The organism is Spirosoma sp. KUDC1026 (assembly GCF_013375035.1).
Classification (GTDB): Bacteria; Bacteroidota; Bacteroidia; order Cytophagales; family Spirosomataceae; genus Spirosoma.
Map to the genome: position 1 here is coordinate 2,796,274 of NZ_CP056032.1, position 18,060 is coordinate 2,814,333.

The 18,060-nt window shown below is 52.0% G+C and carries 15 protein-coding genes; 11 read left to right on the forward strand and 4 right to left on the reverse strand.

Annotated features, from left to right (window positions below; translation table 11 throughout):
- Nucleotides 1–15 precede the first annotated feature (15 nt).
- The 4 genes from HU175_RS11755 (at nt 16) to HU175_RS11770 (ending at nt 2,491) form a co-directional block, all read left to right on the forward strand.
- Nucleotides 16–375 (forward strand): response regulator, encoded by a 360-nt coding sequence (locus tag HU175_RS11755; RefSeq protein ID WP_176566783.1) that lies wholly within the window; start codon nt 16–18, stop codon nt 373–375.
- 15 nt (nt 376–390) lie between these two features.
- Nucleotides 391–1,200: a CheR family methyltransferase gene (locus HU175_RS11760; protein WP_176566784.1), complete on the forward strand. Its 810-nt coding sequence runs from the start codon at nt 391–393 to the stop codon at nt 1,198–1,200.
- Nucleotides 1,182–1,766: a chemotaxis protein CheB gene (locus HU175_RS11765; RefSeq protein WP_176566785.1), complete on the forward strand. Its 585-nt coding sequence runs from the start codon at nt 1,182–1,184 to the stop codon at nt 1,764–1,766. The genes HU175_RS11760 and HU175_RS11765 overlap by 19 nt, the downstream gene beginning before the upstream one ends.
- Nucleotides 1,767–1,891: 125 nt before the next feature.
- Nucleotides 1,892–2,491, forward strand: a complete 600-nt coding sequence (locus HU175_RS11770; protein ID WP_176566786.1) for a hypothetical protein — start codon at nt 1,892–1,894, stop codon at nt 2,489–2,491.
- Between the two features lie 161 nt (nt 2,492–2,652).
- Here HU175_RS11770 and HU175_RS11775 read toward each other — a convergent pair whose 3' ends face one another.
- Entirely contained in the window at nt 2,653–6,273 is a 3,621-nt protein-coding gene (locus HU175_RS11775; protein ID WP_176566787.1) for an alpha-L-rhamnosidase, read from the reverse strand.
- 573 nt (nt 6,274–6,846) lie between these two features.
- Between HU175_RS11775 and HU175_RS11780 the strand changes: the two genes are divergently transcribed.
- The 6 genes from HU175_RS11780 to HU175_RS11805 all read left to right on the forward strand — a co-directional run bounded on the left by HU175_RS11780 (nt 6,847) and on the right by HU175_RS11805 (nt 14,003).
- Complete coding sequence (locus HU175_RS11780) at nt 6,847–7,593, forward strand: NUDIX hydrolase (protein WP_176566788.1); 747 nt, start codon at nt 6,847–6,849, stop codon at nt 7,591–7,593.
- A gap of 44 nt (nt 7,594–7,637) precedes the next feature.
- Nucleotides 7,638–8,696 (forward strand): LacI family DNA-binding transcriptional regulator, encoded by a 1,059-nt coding sequence (locus tag HU175_RS11785; RefSeq protein ID WP_176566789.1) that lies wholly within the window; start codon nt 7,638–7,640, stop codon nt 8,694–8,696.
- Between the two features lie 235 nt (nt 8,697–8,931).
- A complete protein-coding gene (gene nagA / locus HU175_RS11790) occupies nt 8,932–10,131 on the forward strand; it encodes an N-acetylglucosamine-6-phosphate deacetylase (protein ID WP_176566790.1) in 1,200 nt (399 codons plus the stop codon).
- 161 nt (nt 10,132–10,292) lie between these two features.
- Complete coding sequence (locus HU175_RS11795) at nt 10,293–11,057, forward strand: glucosamine-6-phosphate deaminase (protein WP_176566791.1); 765 nt, start codon at nt 10,293–10,295, stop codon at nt 11,055–11,057.
- Nucleotides 11,058–11,077: 20 nt separating this feature from the next.
- The gene (locus HU175_RS11800) at nt 11,078–12,400 is read left to right on the forward strand and encodes a sugar MFS transporter (protein WP_176566792.1); all 1,323 of its coding nucleotides are present in this window, start codon (nt 11,078–11,080) and stop codon (nt 12,398–12,400) included.
- A gap of 13 nt (nt 12,401–12,413) precedes the next feature.
- Nucleotides 12,414–14,003, forward strand: a complete 1,590-nt coding sequence (locus HU175_RS11805; RefSeq protein ID WP_176566793.1) for a beta-N-acetylhexosaminidase — start codon at nt 12,414–12,416, stop codon at nt 14,001–14,003.
- Between the two features lie 12 nt (nt 14,004–14,015).
- Here HU175_RS11805 and HU175_RS11810 read toward each other — a convergent pair whose 3' ends face one another.
- Both HU175_RS11810 and HU175_RS11815 read right to left on the reverse strand, forming a co-directional pair.
- Entirely contained in the window at nt 14,016–14,423 is a 408-nt protein-coding gene (locus tag HU175_RS11810) for a LytR/AlgR family response regulator transcription factor (protein ID WP_228724403.1), read from the reverse strand.
- Nucleotides 14,416–15,183 carry an MBL fold metallo-hydrolase gene (locus tag HU175_RS11815; protein ID WP_176566794.1) on the reverse strand — a complete coding sequence of 256 codons (768 nt, stop codon included), beginning with the start codon at nt 15,181–15,183 and terminating at the stop codon, nt 14,416–14,418. The genes HU175_RS11810 and HU175_RS11815 overlap by 8 nt, the downstream gene beginning before the upstream one ends.
- Nucleotides 15,184–15,294: 111 nt before the next feature.
- Between HU175_RS11815 and ggt the strand changes: the two genes are divergently transcribed.
- Nucleotides 15,295–17,046 carry a gamma-glutamyltransferase gene (gene ggt / locus HU175_RS11820; protein ID WP_176566795.1) on the forward strand — a complete coding sequence of 584 codons (1,752 nt, stop codon included), beginning with the start codon at nt 15,295–15,297 and terminating at the stop codon, nt 17,044–17,046.
- Nucleotides 17,047–17,057: 11 nt separating this feature from the next.
- Here the strand turns inward: ggt and HU175_RS11825 are convergent, their stop codons facing one another.
- Complete coding sequence (locus HU175_RS11825; RefSeq protein ID WP_176566796.1) at nt 17,058–17,987, reverse strand: carbohydrate kinase family protein; 930 nt, start codon at nt 17,985–17,987, stop codon at nt 17,058–17,060.
- Nucleotides 17,988–18,060 lie beyond the last annotated feature (73 nt).

Below are 18,060 nucleotides of genomic sequence, written 5' to 3' on the forward strand. Positions count from 1 at the left end.
TACTCCTCTTCTCAAATGTCCAAAAAACGAGTCATGATTATTGACGATGATACGAAAAATATCTTCGCGCTGAAGGCAACGCTTCGGTCGAAAGCATTTGACTGCGTGTCCTGCCTGAGTGCGCAGGAAGCGCTCGATATACTGCAGACCGATGAGGTCATTGATAGTATCCTGATTGATATGATGATGCCCGAAATGGACGGTTACGAAGCCATTCCGCGCATTAAGTCGCTCGAAAACCGGCGCAATACGCCCATCATTGCCGTTACTGCGCAGGCCATGGTTGGCGACCGGGAGAAGTGCCTGGCAGCCGGAGCAACCGATTACATCTCGAAGCCTATTGACGTGGACAGATTGTTGCAGGTGCTGTCCTAGTTTGACGAATTGATTATGCTTGCCGAGGAGGATATTGACCTGCTGTTAACCGACTTATTTGATATTTACGGGTACGATTTTACGCATTATACACGGGCGTCGCTGAAACGCCGGATCAACCGGCTCTGGCAGCTGGACAAGTTTCCCAGCTTTGCCGAACTGCGATACCGGGTACGTTCGGATGCCGATTACCTGAAACGATTCGTGGAGGAACTGACGGTGAACGTTACCGAGATGTTCCGCGATCCGCTCTTTTATAAAACTCTGCGAACAAACGTATTGCCGTCGCTGGCGGCCAAACCATTTATCCGGATCTGGCACGCGGGCTGCTCGACCGGCGAGGAGGTGTACTCAGTGGCGATCCTGCTGAAGGAAGCCGGACTACTGCACAAAACCCTCCTCTACGCCACCGACCTGAACACCGAGGTGCTGGAAAAAGCCCGGCTGGGAATTTTTCAACTGGCGCACATGAAGCAGTACTCCGAGAACTACATTCTCTCCGGGGGGCGTAACGATTTCTCGAACTATTACACGGCGCAGTATGGCTACGTGAAATTCCCGGAAGAACTGTCGCAGCGGATGGTGTTCTCGACGCACAACCTGGTCTCGGATCGGTCATTCAATGAGTTCGATCTGATTCTGTGCCGGAACGTGCTGATTTACTTCGACAAAACGCTACAGGACCATGTCCTGCGGTTGTTCGATGAAAGTCTGGGACCGTTGGGTTATCTGGCATTAGGCGCCAAGGAAACGCTGAAGTTCTCGTCGCTGCAATCGACGTACAAGCAAATTGACACCGAGAAAATATGGCGCAAACTGGTTTAAGTAACCGGATTCGGGCCGTTGTTGTGGGAGGATCAACGGGAAGCATTGACGTTTTACTCAGGCTGTTACCAGCCCTGAAGCCCCCGCTGTCGTTTACCCTGATTATTGTTGTTCACCGGCGGAACACGGCCGACTCGGCCCTGGCCGATCTCCTATCGGTCAAGACGAATATTCCGGTGAAAGAAGTGGATGACAAGGACGTGATCGAGCCCGGTATGATCTACCTCGCCCCGGCCGATTATCATTTGCTGATCGAGCAGGATGGTACGTTTTCGCTGGATGACTCCGAAAAAGTCAACTACAGCCGCCCCTCCATCGACGTTACGTTCGAGTCGGCTGCTGATGTGTACGGACGCACCCTGGTTGGGGTTATTCTGTCAGGAGCCAATGCCGATGGTACGGCTGGCCTGAACGTAATCAAAAAAGGCGGTGGTGTGCTTGTGGCGCAAAAACCCGAAACCGCCCAGATTGGCTTTATGCCCCAGCAGGCCATTCTGCATGCGGATATTGACCTGATTCTCGACGTCTATGAATTGATCGAGTTCGTGAATGGACTGAATACGTGAGGGGTTTGACCAGGAGCATTGCCTAAGAATATCAACAAGATAGCTACACGAATCTTTGTCGATTGACGTATTACGGTACTTTTGCCCTGCTGTACTAGCACCACTCCACTTTTCAATCTTAACAAATGAAAAAAATCTTCCTGACAACGGGCTTTTGTCTCGCGCTCTATTCATTCACGGCAGCCCAGGTAGTTACTTACAAAAACTCAATTCGTATCGGTGCTGATATTATGAGTAGGGGCGGCACCGATGACTTTGTCCCTGTTATCCGCTATGCCCGTCATCTGGCTAATGACCGGATCGTTCTGGCGGGTAGTCTTGGCTATCATAAAGACCAGAATATCCTGTATGCCTCTGACCTGGGATACAAAGTTTCCTTAGAAGCCAGACCCCGCCAACGCTTCATGTTCGACCTAACCGCTTCGTTTGACCTGATCCGCAGCCCTCGGCATGCGTTTCGGCTGGGCGGAGGTCCTTCGGTCTGGTTCCGTAAAAATGAGGTTGCTACGGGAACCACCCCGGTGTACTCGAATGGCGGAAGACTGATTGGGATAGATATAACTAGAGATCGAACAGAAGAAATCAATCCTGGCTATAATCTGGCCGCGGAATATGAATACACATTTGGTAGTCGGGTTACGCTGGGAGTCCGGGCAACCAGGGTTGATATAAGCAAGATTGGCGTTAGTTCGGGCGCCGGTTTCAACATTGGCTATCGCTTTTAGTTTTCTGAGGCAGATTAGGTTATTTTTCTGTCATCCCGACGAAAGGAGGGATCTTAATGTTTCCTAGCCATGAGTAAGGATGTTTTTAAGATCTCTCCTTTCGTCGAGATGACAAAAGGTGCTAATAATCAAATGTTTGCGGTAGTTTGTCTTGGTGAAACTCAATTGCGAATCCTAAACGAATATGTTCCTGAAACAAGTAGAATCTGGATCTGGCCGTTTTGCTGGCTAATCCCTTTCCACGAAGCAATTGGTTTGCCCGCTTCACTGATCTGGCTGGTGCTGTTGGCGGGTAAGTAAAGAGTCGCCGTGGTATTCGCCGGAATGGTCGTTTTATAGGTCCAGTTGTTTCCTTCCCATGTCCATTCGCTGCTGATTCGGCCATATATTGACTCGTAGTAGCCTTTGGCAAACGTCATCTTGCGGGTCGGGTCGGGGCTGGGTTTCAGGACAATTTCGCTGAAACCCGCTTTTGACGGGTGACGCTGAATTCCCAGCGAGTGGTTGTACATCCAGCTCGCAACGGCCCCGAACGAATAGTGGTTGAACGAGTTCATACTATTGTTCCCCCCAAACCCATTCTCGACCGTGTACGAATTCAGGCGCTCCCAGATTGAAGTCGCGCCGTTCACCACCGAGTAGAGCCAGGAGGGGTAATCGGTCTGCTGCAAAAGTCGGTAAGCATCCGTCGGATTTCCGTTTTCTGTCAGGGCATCCATGATCGAAGCGGTACCAATGAAACCGGTCATCAGCGAATAAGCCGGCCGGTCAACACCGCCATCGTCTTTGTTTTTACGCTCCACTGATGTCTTCAGGTGCTGAATAACAAACGGTTTGTTTTCGTCATCGACTACGCCCAACGCCAGCGGGATTGCATAAGAGGCCTGCGTGTCAATCAGTTCCCCTTTGTCCGATTTCTGGGCGAGCTGCTGTTCATTCGGTGGGCCCATGAAGCCCGTTTTCAGGCCGGACTTGATTGTTTTATGGCTTGTTTTATCGACGTAAAGATCGTTCCAGGTGGCTTTAATGTCGTCTTGCCGTTTCGCAAACTGAGCTGCCTCGTCGGGCTTTTCCAGGATCGTGGCGACTTTGTTCATGATGCCTAAATCGTAGGCAAAGTAAGCCATCCAGAACAGCGTATTGTCGTTCTTGTTACCTTCCGGACTCAGCCAATCGCCCAGCGGGCCTTCGTTCAGGATGCCAGTCGGTTTGTCAATTTTCGTTTCCAGAAACTGGACATAGCGCTTCATGGCCTCGTAATGCTCCTTCAACAGCGCGACATCGCCGTATTGACGATACGTCTCCCAGGCCACAACAATACCGGCGCTGCCCCAGAGTGTACCACCAAACCCACCCCCCATGGGAGCCACATCGGTAAACCGACCGCTCTCTGCCTGTACGTCCCGCATAGCTAGCAGGTGCCGTCTGAGGAATAAGTCAGCGTTGGTCAAGTACGTAGCACTGCGTGAAAACACCGAAATATCTCCGCTCCAGCCCATGCGCTCGTTACGGGCTGGCGTATCGGTTGGAATGGACAGGAAATTACTCCGCAACGACCACGTAATGTTTTGCCACAGTTTATTAACCAGCGGATTGGAGGTCTCGTACTGCGACGATAAGGCCGATATAGAACTGATCACCAGCCCGTTCACATCCGCTACGGGAATAGCCCGATCCAGGCCGGTTATTTCCAGATACCGATACCCGTGAAAAGTAAACCGGGGTTGTATGGTTTCGTCACCTCCTTTCAGCATGTAGCTGTCCTGCGTAAGAGCGGCCCGGATATTTTCCATCATAACCATGCCCGTGTTGTCTTTATATTCCGCCAGGTTCGGGTACTTCACCTCGGCGTATCGCAGAGTAACGACCTGCCCTTTTTTGCCGTTTCTGATCTGAATTCTGGGGAAACCCACCATGTTCTGCCCCATATCGTAGACAAAAACCTTCGGGCGGACTTCGGTGACGGCCAGGGCGGGCATGGTTCTGACCAGACTGGCGTTATCGCCCATCTGCCCAACGAGTTTAAATTCGTTATAATCCATCGTTGCTTTCCGACCCATGAAATCGGTGAACGTCCCCTGATACGCCGTTCCTTCCAGGGGGACTTCCACTACAGGCTTCCACGCGGCATCGTTATACGTAGCGGTTGCCCAGTTTTTAACCAGGGCGTCTTTCGTCGCATCATACACTTCGCCCTGGAAAAATGAGCCGTACCGAATGGGGCCATCGGTGAAAATTTTCCAGGTGCCCGAGTCTGGATTGGACGTGACGATTTGCTCAGAACCATCCTGATACGTAATGACCAGTTTGCTCAACAGCGACTGCCGGTCGCCGAAGTAGTTCCAGTTTTCGCCACTATAAGTGATGTTACCACTCCACCAGCCTTCGCTCAGCCAGGCCCCCAATGCATTCTTCTGCCCCTGTTTCACCGCACCCGTGAGGTCGTAGGTTTGGTACATATGGTGTTTGTTGTACTGCGTCAGTCCCGGATTGAAGTAATCGTTACTCACCCGGTTGCCATTCAGGTACAGTTCATAAATACCCCGCGCCGTTACGTACAACCGGGCTTTGGCAATGGGCTTGGCCTGCGTCGTGAACGTATTCCGAAGCATCGGGGCGGCATTCCGACTTGGATTGGCCGTGACCAAATCGCCACCCTTAACCACGTACTGACCATTGCTGACGGTTATATTCTGCGATTTATAAATGCCGGTATAGGGTTGATTGCTGAGGTTTTCTGAGAATAACGTATTGGAGGGGTACCGAAAATTCCGGATTTCCAGCTGCGAAAAATAAGCGGTTTGTTTGGCCGGAACCTTAAAGCCAATATCGGCTACCATTGGAAAGCTGATGAAATTGTTCCCGCTGCCGATTGGATTTAGGTTGATGCCTCGGGCCGAAAAGGGAGACGCAGGCCCAGCGTTTTCTTCTTTAAGTTTATTCGCTTCCTGGTTCCCATCCACGAACAACTCAAACAGACCGAAATTACATTCGGCCAGAATCGTGTGCTTCGCGTATTTATTGGCGCTGCTGATTAAGGTTTGCGGTATATTGAGACTTTTGAAGGGTACGTCGGCCTTATCGTCCCTGCTATAGCCAGCCCGATACATATTCAGTTTTGCCAGTCCCTCCGGCGAGTCTGTTACGCCTGAAATATCCAGTTCGAAGGCGATGTAGCTTTGATTCGGGCCGTTTTGCACACCCATAATGTTCAGATCTTTGTTCATGAGCCGCTGGTCGTTGGCTCCGAATACAAAAGCTGCTTTGGTTGAGCGGCTTGCCTCATCGAGTTGAACGCCAAACCGGAGCTTGAACACCGATAGATAAGGCGAGTAAAAAACCAGATCGTTATCGCTCCCGCCAATCCATTTCGCGCCCGACCAGGCCGACATAGTAGGGTTCATTAACCCCGTTTCAAACCAGGAACTGTTAGCTGACGACTGGCCCTGATTATTCCAGACCGTTACTTTCCAAGTGTAACGGGTTGTTGGCTGAAGCGCCCGACCCGCGTACTCGATGCCGTGGGAGAGGTTTGAACTTACCTTTTTCGAATCCCATACGACCTGATTTTTGTCGTCCGTCACAACAATCTGCCAGGCCGTCTGGGCATAGCCGCGTTTGGTGTCGAGTGCCTTCATCCGCCACGAGAAATGGGGCGTTGCCTGATCGATACCCAGTAGGGTTTGCTGGTAATCGACGGCCAGATTCTCGATAGATGTGTTAGCAAAACCCGTTCTGAAGAAGAATAGAACCAATAGAAATGACAGGAGTAGGGTTCTCATGTTGTAAACAGGCAATCGTTGTAGGAATAGGTAATTGAGTGAAAAAATCTGGTATGGTTGAAAACGCTGATCATTAAACTGGGAGAAGCCCAGCACTCGTGTCCACGAGGTTGTCCTAGTTGAATTTAGGTTAGGTGTGTAATTGGTAGGCTGTATTAGTTGGTTGGGTTATCTTTTTGTTGTCTCCCCTCACCCAAAACTTAATCTTGTAGGATGTTGCTCTGACCACCCCTAGCCCCTCCTAAAACAGGAGGGGAATATGCAGAAGTGACCTTTTTTCCCCCTCCTAATTTTCTAGGAGGGGGCCGGGGGGTGGTAGCTAGCGGCAAAATAAGTCCGATTTATCACCCCGTGAAAACCCTACAAGATTAGGTTTTGGGAGGGGAGCAGTGGCCGACCGTCCCCAGCCAATACAGGTGACCCCACATCCATACCTTATCATTATATCAATCTGATACAATGATAAATACGAAACATGATTTGTCAATTAATTTATTAGATCATTTTAATAAAAAGCCAATGGAGAGGCTAATTGGACGTAATTAGATAGCTTCGCCCGATAATTTGCGTTGTATGCTTCGTCAGAATGATCCCCGGGAAATAAGTCCCCAGGGGGACGGTTTATTGAAAGGAATCGCCGTTGACCCGGTTATTTTTGGCTTTCACGAGAACCAGCTGAAAGTGCTGATCATCGAGCATACCAATACGGGTCTGTATGCCCTGCCCGGTGGCTACATCCAGGAAGCTGAAGATCTGGACGAGGCTGCCAAACGGATTCTGACGATGCGGACGGGGCTGGGTGATGTGTATCTGGAGCAGTTTCACGTCTTTGGGAAGCACAATCGTACCGACCCTGAGGTTGTTAAAGAAATCCTACTTGGTCAGGGATTTACGCCATCCGAGGATCACTGGAGTCTAAAGCGGTTTATCTCGGTTGGGTATTATGCGCTGGTCGATTATACCAAAACCAAACTGACAACCGACCCCACAACGGGCGGCTGCGATTGGTATGACTTTGATAAAATTCCGCCGTTGATTTTCGACCATCGATTCATCATCGAAAAAGCGCTGAACACGCTACGGGATAACCTTGACCAACGGTTAATCGGATTCAATCTCCTGCCTGCCATCTTCACGATGGGGGAGCTGCACACACTCTACGAGACTATTCTGGGCAAAAAGCTTTTGTCGCCTAACTTTCAGCGCAAGATGCTGGGACTGGGTATTCTGGAACGGATTGAGAAAAAGAAAACGGGAAAAGCCCACAAATCACCGTATCTGTATCGCTTCAAATCCGGCGGGCAACTGGAGCAGGATTGATGCTCCAGCAGCTGATGCGTGTTACCTAACCGTTTTGGTAATTCATGAAGAAAAAGGAACTACAGGGAGTGAAGGAGATTGCCCGGCGTGCGAACGTAGCGATTGCCACCGTTGACCGGGTGATTCATAACCGGGCTGGCGTTTCAGAAAAAACACGGGAGAAAATTAACAAAATTATTGCCGAGCTGAACTACCAGCCCAACCTGCTGGCCCGGCGACTGGCGTCGAGTAAAGTTATTTCGATCGCGGTTCTTATTCCGTCTGTCACCGGGGAGACTGATTTCTGGGAAGCTCCGCTCCAGGGTATTCAGCAGGCCGAAGCTGAGATTAGACAATTCGGTATTACGGTTGACCTGTTTCTGTTTAATTTGAACGATCCTGCTTCGTTTGTTGACCAGGCCAACCGCATACTGGAATCAGCCGTTGACGGCATTGTTCTGGCTCCTTCATTCGTCGACGAAGCGCGCGAGTTTACCAATGCCTGTCAGAAAGCGAGTATCCCGTTTATCTTCATCGACGCCGACATTCCCGGTCAGCAAAGCCTGTCGTATATCGGGCCGCCCTTGTTTCAGAGCGGCTACCTGGCAGGAAAGCTGTGTACCTATCGATTGCGGGAAACCAGTAACGTACTGGTCGTGAACATCGCTACGTCGCTGGATAGCTTTACGTACAAAAAGATCGAGGAGGGGTTCAGGGCCTACTTCAGCGATCACAATCATACGTATCCTATTTTGAGGGCCGACATTCAGCAAACGGATTATGCGTCTATCGCTCACAACCTCCAGGAGTTGTTTGACAAACATGCTCACATTGACGCGGTATTCGTGAGTAACTCCCGGGTTTCTTCAGTCGCTCGGTTTCTGGAGGATCGGAAACTGCCCCACAAACCGATGCTGATTGGCTACGACTTCGTTCGGAATAATTTACGCTTCCTGGCCAGCGGCACTATCGATTTTCTGATCTGTCACCAGCCCAAAGACCAGGGGTACCGCAGTATCATGGCGTTGTACCAACACCTGGTCCTGGCAACGCCGGTTACCAAAGAACACTACATGCCCATCGATATTGTTACTCAGGAAAACCAGGCATTCTATCAGAATTAAGCTCGGTAGACGATTTTGCCTTGGCGTAATTCAACGTACTTCTTTGGGGTATACCAACAGAACCCTAAGCTAGTTTCTTCAGAACTTTCTTGCGTAGTCAATAAATTATGTATGTTTACGGGTACGTACCCGGAGGTGATTTCTTGCTTGGGAAATCGGGTGAAACGATCGGATAGGGACTTATTCTCCGTAGTTCATACGAGCCGGTCGAAAATGATACGTACTTGTTCGCAGCATGGAATTTCTGAAAATAACCAACGGTACACTCATCACACCGTTCCGCTACGTTCGGGGTGGTACAATCGTCGTTCGGGATGGTCGGATTGCGGGGGTTCACGATCGGGATGTGGAGGTACCGGATGCGGTTAACCTGGATGCCAGGGGGAAGTTCGTAGCGCCGGGGTTTATCGACATTCACGTACATGGGGGCGGTGGGCACGATTTCATGGACGGTACCGAAGAAGCCTTTCTGAAAATTGCCGAACTCCATGCTCAATACGGCACTACGTCGCTGGTGCCAACCACGCTGACCGCCGAAAAGGAAGACCTGCTGCATACGCTGGACATGTATGAAAAAGCGAAGCAGAAAAACCAGCGCGGTGCTGCTTTTCTGGGTATGCATCTGGAAGGGCCCTACTTTGCGCTGAACCAGCGGGGGGCGCAGGACCCGCGCTACATCCGCAATCCCGATCCCGCAGAATACGAAGAAATTCTGGCCTACTCATCGTCTATTGTTCGCTGGAGTGCCGCCCCGGAATTAGCGGGGGCTATTGAGTTTGGCCGGCGACTACGCGAAAAGGGGATACTGGCGGCCATTGCGCATACCGATGCGGTTTACGACGATGTGCTGACAGCCTACGAAAATGGCTACTCACTGGCTACGCATCTGTATTCGGCCATGTCGGGGGTAACGCGCCGGAATGCGTTTCGCTACGCCGGAGCAATCGAAAGTGCCTTGCTGCTGGATATGGATGTTGAACTGATCACAGATGGTATTCATCTGCCAGCGCCCCTGCTCAGGCTAGTTTACAAAATTAAGGGTGCCGACCGGATAGCCTTGATTACGGATGCCATGCGGGCGGCAGGTATGCCCGAAGGTGAAAGTATACTAGGTTCACTGACGAATGGCTTGCCCGTGTTGGTCGAAGATGGCGTCGCTAAACTACCCGACCGCAGTTCGTTTGCGGGCAGCGTGGCCACGACAAACCAGCTCGTACGTAACATGGTTCAGTTAGCGGACGTGCCGCTTCTCAATGCTGTCCGGATGGCGAGTACAACCCCCGCCCGCATTATGGGTGTTGAAGGACGCAAGGGGTCACTGATGGTGGGGAAAGATGCTGATCTGGTGATTTTCGATCAGGATATTAACATAGAAACGACCATCGTCAATGGTAAAATTGTATACGCAAAAGAGCGGATGCTGAGTGCCCTATAATTCGACCAGTATCCGAACCCTGTTTTTTGTGCAGACGAACGGCCTGCTTTCCGAAGTAACCTTCAGCGAGCCAGCCAGGGGACAAATGAATCGGCTAACAACGTTAATTGCTGTCATTCCGAATTTGAACCCGTCATAAACTTATATTGATAAACAGCGTAATGAAAACAACAGTTGGACAGGTCGATGCCCTGCGTGTGTGCGTCTTTGATACCCGTCAGGCAATGGGTGCAGCCGCCGGAAAGGATATAGCGGACAAAATCAGGGAACTGCTAGCCAAGAAGGAAAGCCTACGCATCATCTTTGCCGCAGCCCCTTCCCAGAACGAGATGCTGGCGTTTCTGGCCAGCGCCGACGGTATCGACTGGTCGCGGATTGACGTATTTCATATGGACGAATACGTAGGGCTGCCCACAAATGCTCCCCAGCGGTTTGCCTATTTTCTGACCACGAAACTGTTTGCCAACGTTGCCCCCCGCTCGGTCAATCTAATCGATGATACGTTGGGGGCAGATGCGGCCTGCCAACGATACAAGGAGTTGCTCGAACAAGGCCCTATCGACATCGTTTGCCTGGGCATTGGCGAGAACGGCCACCTGGCTTTCAACGATCCGCCAGTAGCCGATTTCGACGATCCGGAGGTGATCAAACGAGTTGAACTGGATGACATCTGCCGACAGCAGCAGGTAAATGATGGCTGTTTCGCGACGTTCAACGATGTTCCCAAAGAAGCCCTTACACTGACTATTCCAACCTTATTATCCGGTCATCACCTGTTTTGCGTAGTACCCGGAAAGACGAAACGGCAGGCCGTCAACGCGGTACTAACCGGACCTATCACAACCGATTGCCCAGCCTCAATTCTACGTCAGCATGCCGACTGTACGCTGTATGTCGATGCTGATTCGTACGGACAGCCAGCGTAACGCAGAACCTCTCCAACGCCATGATTTCAACCGACGCATCAGCGAATAAGACTGCCGCTACGCCAAACGCAACGGGTTCGATTATGATTGTCGGCGTTATGTTTTTTGTGTTTGGCTTTGTGACCTGGATCAATTCGATTCTGATTCCTTATTTTAAAATCGCCTGCGAACTGACTCATTTTCAGTCGTACCTGGTGGCATTTGCCTTCTATATTTCGTATCTGGTTATGTCGATGCCCGCGTCGGCATTGCTGAAACGGGTAGGGTTTAAACAGGGTATGATGGTGGGCTTTTTCATCATGTCGTTTGGTGCATTGCTCTTTTTGCCAGCGGCTTACACCCGGACATACACCCTTTTTCTGACCGGCCTGTTTACGATTGGTACGGGCTTAGCCGTACTCCAGACGGCATCGAACCCCTACGTAACCATTCTGGGGCCAATTGAGCGGGCGGCCCAGCGCATCAGCATTATGGGCATCTGCAACAAAACGGCTGGTATCGTAGCACCTCTGCTCTTTGCCGCCGTAATCCTGCGGTCCTCTGATGCAGAACTTTTTAAGCAAATTCCTCTGATGACGCCCGGCGACCGGAGTGTAGCCCTCGACGAGTTGATCCGACGGGTGATGGTGCCCTATGCCTGCGTGAGCGTAGTCCTGTTTGGGCTGGGTTTGTTTATCCGATATTCGTCGCTCCCCGAAATTGATACGGAACAGGAAAGCGGGGAAGTTCTGGCCACCAACTCGGACAAAACCAGCGTACTGCAATTTCCCCACCTGGTGCTGGGGGCACTGGCTATCTTTTTTCACGTTGGCTCCCAGGTAATTGCGATTGATACCGTCATCGGTTACGCCAGTTCGATGGGCGTTTCGCTGCTGGAGGCAAAAGGTTTCCCGTCGTATATTTTATTTGCTACCATCTGCGGGTATCTGATCGGCATCGTCACAATTCCCCGCTTCATTCAACAGGTAAACGCGTTACGGATCTGTACGTTCCTGGGGGTTGTGTTCAGTCTGGGTATTCTGTTCGTGCCGGGTAACCTTACGCTGTTCGGCCATAGTATGAAACTGTCCTTCTGGTTTCTAGTCGCGTTGGGGCTGCCCAATTCGCTGGTCTGGGCGGGTATCTGGCCCCTGGCGCTGGCTCGGTTAGGGCGTTTCACCAAAGTTGGTAGTTCTCTGATGATTATGGGGCTGTGTGGCAACGCCATCATGCCGCTGGTGTACGGCTATTTTGCCGATAGTTTTTCCCTGCAACAGGCGTACTGGGTGCTGCTTCCCTGCTACCTTTATCTGTTATTTTACGCCGTCTACGGCCATAAGCTGAAGACCTGGCGCTATTCCTAAACCGGATCAACCAATGAAAAATCTTCTCCTGCTAGTGGTCCTTCTGACGCTAACTGTTAATTCCGTCCGGAGTCAGCAAGCGACGCAATCGGGCCCGAAAGCGCCGGTCAAAGGCTTTCATCTGGATTTGCGTATTCAGGTGATGACCATAAGCGCTCTGAAAGACCTGGCGCAGAAACTGCAGAAACAGGGCATTAATACGCTGATTATGGAGTGGGAGGCTACATACCCTTTCGAGAAGCACCCCATGATTTCTAACCGCTACGCCTACAGCCGGTCGGATGTTACGTCCTTTATTGCGTACTGTAATAGTCTGGGCATCGACGTTATTCCGCTGCAACAGAGTTTTGGGCATGTCGAGTACATACTACGTAATCCGCGCTACACGGCTTTGCGGGAAGATCAGAAGGATTACTCGCAGGTGTGTCCCATCGAGAGTGCGTTGAACAAGGCGCTGTTCACTGACCTGTTTACCGATTTAGTGGCGACGCACAGCTCGCCGTATTTCCACATCGGCGGGGACGAAACGTATCTGCTCGGGCATTGCCCTAAATGCCAGGCAAAAGTTGCCAAGGAAGGCAAATCCAAACTGTTTGTCGACCACATCAGGATGCTGTGCGACATTGTGACCAGCCTGGGGAAACGTCCGGTGCTCTGGGCAGACATTGCCCTGAAACATCCCGAAGCGCTCTCACTGCTGCCGAAAGAAACTATTCTGATCGACTGGAATTACGGCTGGGCCATCAATCGATTCGGTGATCCTAAAAAACTGGTCGCAACCGGGTTCGAAATCTGGGGAGCACCCTCGCTGCGGAGCCATCCTGACAATTACTTTCTAACGCAGTGGGAAAAGCATTTCAAGAACATCCGGGATTTCGTGCCAACGAGCCGACAGATGGGCTACAAAGGACTGGTTATGACCTCCTGGTCGACGTCGGGTTTATATTCGCCCGTTTTTGAATCCAGTGCGGATATTGTCGATCTCTACGCCATCCGGCACGTGTATCCGCTGACGGGCTTTACTATGCTGCTGGCCGCTTACGGACAAAGCCTGAAAACGACGCAGCCCCTGAACATTCAGCAGTTTGTTGAGACGTACACCCAGGACACCTACGGGTTCACAAAAGACCAGGCAGGGCAGTTCTGGAGAGCGTTGACTACGGCCCCTTACGAAGTGACGCAGGGTGAAGTCGTTTCGCCAAAACCTATGACGATCCGGACGTTGCTGGACAGTACGCGACTGGCGGCAAAAACGCTGGCGGACCTGACGCCGTCCAGAAACAAAGAGGAATTTGAGCAGTACCGGCTGATGACCGATGTCCGGGTGGAATACCTGACCTATCAGGAAATTGAAAAAGAGGTCAACGCCCCAAGTTTTACAACAGCTCAAATCGCGCCGATGCTGACCCGGCTGAAAACGCTCATAGTTGCATCCGAAAAGACGAGCAATCGCTTCATTACGTTGAACAAAGCCTCGTTTCATCCGGCAGAGCTGGAACAGGAAACCTACTGGCGAACTGTTAAACCGCGTTTGCTGTACGAGCGCCTGTCGAAAACAAAAAGCCGAACTCCCGCTGATTTTCCGCAGAACAGCGGTAAGTAGTACAGACTCTTGTCAGAGCAGGAGTCGTTGCTGCACCTCTGCTTCGTAACGGGCACCGATGGGAATGTCCTGGCCAGCCACCCGTAGGGTTTTGTTCCTGATCGAGTCAATTCGATTGACCGGAATAATAAAGGATCGGTGTACACGCAGGAAACCGTCTTCCGGGACGGCCAATTCCTCCAGCTTCTGCAGCATGGTTTTCATGGTCATCCGGGTAACGATGGGGCGCTGATTCAGTAGATGGATTTTTAAGTAATCGTCCAGCCCTTCGATGTACAAAATGTCCGGCAGGGAAACTTTGTACAGTTGACAATCGGCCCGAATGTAGATAAACGATGATTTGGCGGTGCTGGGAGCAGTCAGAAACTGATGATAGTCGGCGGCCCGGCGCAATCCTGTCCAAAAAATAAAATCAGGCACAGACAGTAAAAACCGGGGTTTCCTCAAAGCGGGACGCCACGATAACGGCCGTATTGTCGCGGTGGGGCATGAATAAGTCGGCGGCTAGCTGCGGATGGTTATTTTCGTGCGATAAGTGCGACAGCAGGACGTGACTCATGAACGACGGCTTGTAACTCAGGAACAAGTCAAGTGCCTGCTGATTGGACAAATGCCCTTTACCACCCCGAATCCGTTGCTTCAGAAAGAACGGGTACCGGCTCGTTTCGAGCATCTGCTCGTCGTAATTCGCTTCCAGGAAAGCGGCATGACACTGACTGAAATGCTTGATCAGGTGTTCGCAGGGTGAGCCAATGTCTGTAAACACACCCACGTTCGTGTTCTTGTACGTAACGACGAAACTGTGTGGGTCGCTGGCGTCATGCAGCTTGGGGAAAGCCGTTACGCATAACTCACCAATCATGGCAGGCTCATCGCTCCGCAGCGCTTTGATGGGAAATTTTTGTTCCGGCAGCCGGACGTGCTGTAAGGTTCGACGCGTGACAAAAACGGGTAATTGATATTTGGTGGCCAGCTGGGAAATTCCGCGAACGTGGTCGGCGTGCTCGTGGGAGATAAAAATGGCTTTTACCGTTTGCATGGATAAGCCCAGGCGCTGCATCCGCGTTTCGACCTGCCGGCGGGAAATGCCCACGTCGATTAAGACGGCTTCCTGTTCGTTGCCAACGTAGTAACAGTTTCCGTTGCTGCCCGAATTGAGCGAGGTAATAAATAAAGACATAAGACTACTAAAGTACGCTTTTTTTTCGGGATGAAGGCAGCTGCCAACCGGTAAAATCAAGCGCATACCGTACTTTACTGATCTACAAAGCCTACCTGAATAACGTCATCCATGAAACGTATTATCGTTGCGGCCCTTAGCGGGTGCTGCTTGTTTATCTGCTTATCGTCATCTGTGCTGTACGGGCAAACCAGCGACAAAGGCGACCGGATAAGCGGCCCTAATTTTGCGACCCGTAGTCCGGTACTGGGGCGGCATGGTATGGTTGCGACGAGCCACCCGCTGGCAACGCAGATTGGTCTGGACGTATTGAAACAAGGCGGAACGGCCATCGACGCAGCCATTGCGGCCAACGCTGCCCTGGGCGTTATTGAACCGAACAACGGCGGTATTGGCGGAGATCTATTCGCCATTATCTGGTCGGCGAAAGAGCGGAAGATGTACGGACTGAACGCCAGCGGACGCTCACCCCAGGAGTTGACGTACAATACCCTCAAAAACCTGCTGGGTAACCGAACGCAGTTGCCGTTGTACGGCCCATTATCGGTCTCGGTGCCTGGTACAGTCGATGGCTGGTTCCAACTTCACGGCCGTTTTGGGAAACTGCCCATGCGAACCCTGCTGGAACCCAGTATCCGCTACGCCAGAGAAGGCGTGCCCGTACCGCAGGTCATTGCTTATTCGTGGCAGATAGCCGCGCGTCGGCTGGCCGACAACCAGGCTGACATCACCGAGTTTGCCAATTTCCGAAAGATCTTTCTGATCCAGGGGAAAGCGCCGGTTGAGGGGCAGGTGTTTCGCAATCCGGATCTGGCGGCTACGTACGAAAAGATAGCAAGGGGAGGGCGGGATGCGTTTTACAAAGGCAGCATCGCGGAAGATATGGATCGTTATGCCCGCCGAACGGGAATCTATCTACGGAAGGCTGATCTGGCAACGCATCGGAGTACATGGATACAGCCCGTATCAGTCAACTACCGTGGCTACGATGTATTTGAACTCCCGCCCAACGGCCAGGGAATTGCCGTATTGCAGATGCTGAACATTCTGGAAGGATATGACCTGAAAAAGCTGGGGCATAACAGTGCCGAATACCTGCACCTGCTGGTTGAAGCCAAGAAACTGGCCTTCGAAGACCGGGCGCGATACTACGCTGATCCGGAGTTTGCCAAGGATTCGATTGACTGGCTGCTGACGAAACAGTACGCGGCTGTCCGGCGCAAACTGATTAATCCGGCAAAAGCGTCTGAACACCTGGATGCGGGTGATCCGGCCCTGCGGGCGGGCGATACGGTCTACCTGACTGCCGCCGATGAGGAAGGCAACATCGTATCGCTTATTCAAAGCAACATGCTGGAATTTGGCAGCGGCATGGTGCCCGATGGCCTGGGCTTCGTCTTGCATAACCGCGGAACCAGCTTCAATCTTAAACCCGACCACGCCAATGTGTACGCACCCGGCAAGCGCCCGTTCACAACTATCATCCCCGGTTTTGTGCTGAAAGATGGCCAGCCGTTTCTGTCGTTTGGGGTGATGGGAGGTGCCATGCAGCCGCAGGGACATCTGCAGGTTCTCTGCAACATTATCGACTTTGGGATGAATGTGCAGGAAGCGGGCGATGCGGCCCGGTTCAGCCATTCCGGTAGCAGCGAACCGATAGGGACTGTTATGCAGGATGGCGGACGGCTGGCACTGGAAAGTGGTATTTCGCCGGCCGTACGGGCAAGTCTGGAAAAGCTGGGACACAAACTGGCTCCCACCGATTTCTTCGGCGGGTATCAGGCCATTCAGTGGGATACCACGAACAAGATCTACTGGGGAGCCAGCGAAATGCGTAAAGACGGGCAGGCAGCCGGATACTGAACAGACTGCCCTTAAAAAAGCAGCTTCCGGTCAATCTGAGCCGGTAATGCCCCCTGCCGACTAAGTTTCATTTTGGCCAGGGCCGCGCCGGACCGGGCACACTGCTCGGGAGAATGCTCGTCCAGATAAGCCGTCAGGAAACCGGCCCAGTAGGCATCTCCTGCACCGGTAACGTCTACTACGTCGATTTTCTGACCAGGGATACGTACCTGGTTGGCACCCTTGTCGTACGATACGATACTGCCTTCGGGGCCGAGAGTCAGACAGATCAGTGATGCACCCATCCGGTGGAAATCTGCCAGGATCTGCTGATGGTCGCGAACCTCGCCGTAAATACGCTCGGCATCGTCTTCGCTTAGTTTCACTAGGGCACCGGTCGAGCAGTAATCGGCAATGATCTGTTGTGCCTGCTGACGGTCGGGCCAGATGCTGGGGGCGTAGTTGGCGTCGATGCTGATCTGACAGCCTGCCGCCTGCGCGCGCCGGGCTGCGTCAACGATGGTACGCTGGGCGGGCTCACGGCTCAGGGCAAAGCAGGTCGTATGAAAAATCTGTGCCTGTTTCAGCAGCGAGTCCGGAATCTGTTCGGGCAGGATCTGACAGTCGGCCGTCCGGTAAGCAATAAAATCGGGCGTGCCCGCCGTGCGGGAAACAATGACAATGCTGGTCGGCGCCAGTGGGTCAGTAACGATATACTGCGTATCGACGCCCACCTCGTCTACCTGCCGAACCAAATACTTACCCAGGTTGTCGTTGCCAACACAGGCAACCAAAGCTGTTTTGTTGCCCAGCCGGGCCATGTTAGCCGCCATATTGGCCGGACTACCGCCCTGATACCGCCGAAAATCCGGTGAATCAAGCAGGCTGGTTGATACGTGGTGGGCAATAAAATCGGCCAGCAGTTCGCCAACAGATAAGAGCGCGTAGGGGCGTTGTGACATGATTCGTAAAAAACTTCCGACTGCAAACTGCTCGAAAGAAGATTACAATCGGAATAGAAAAGTAGAAACAAGG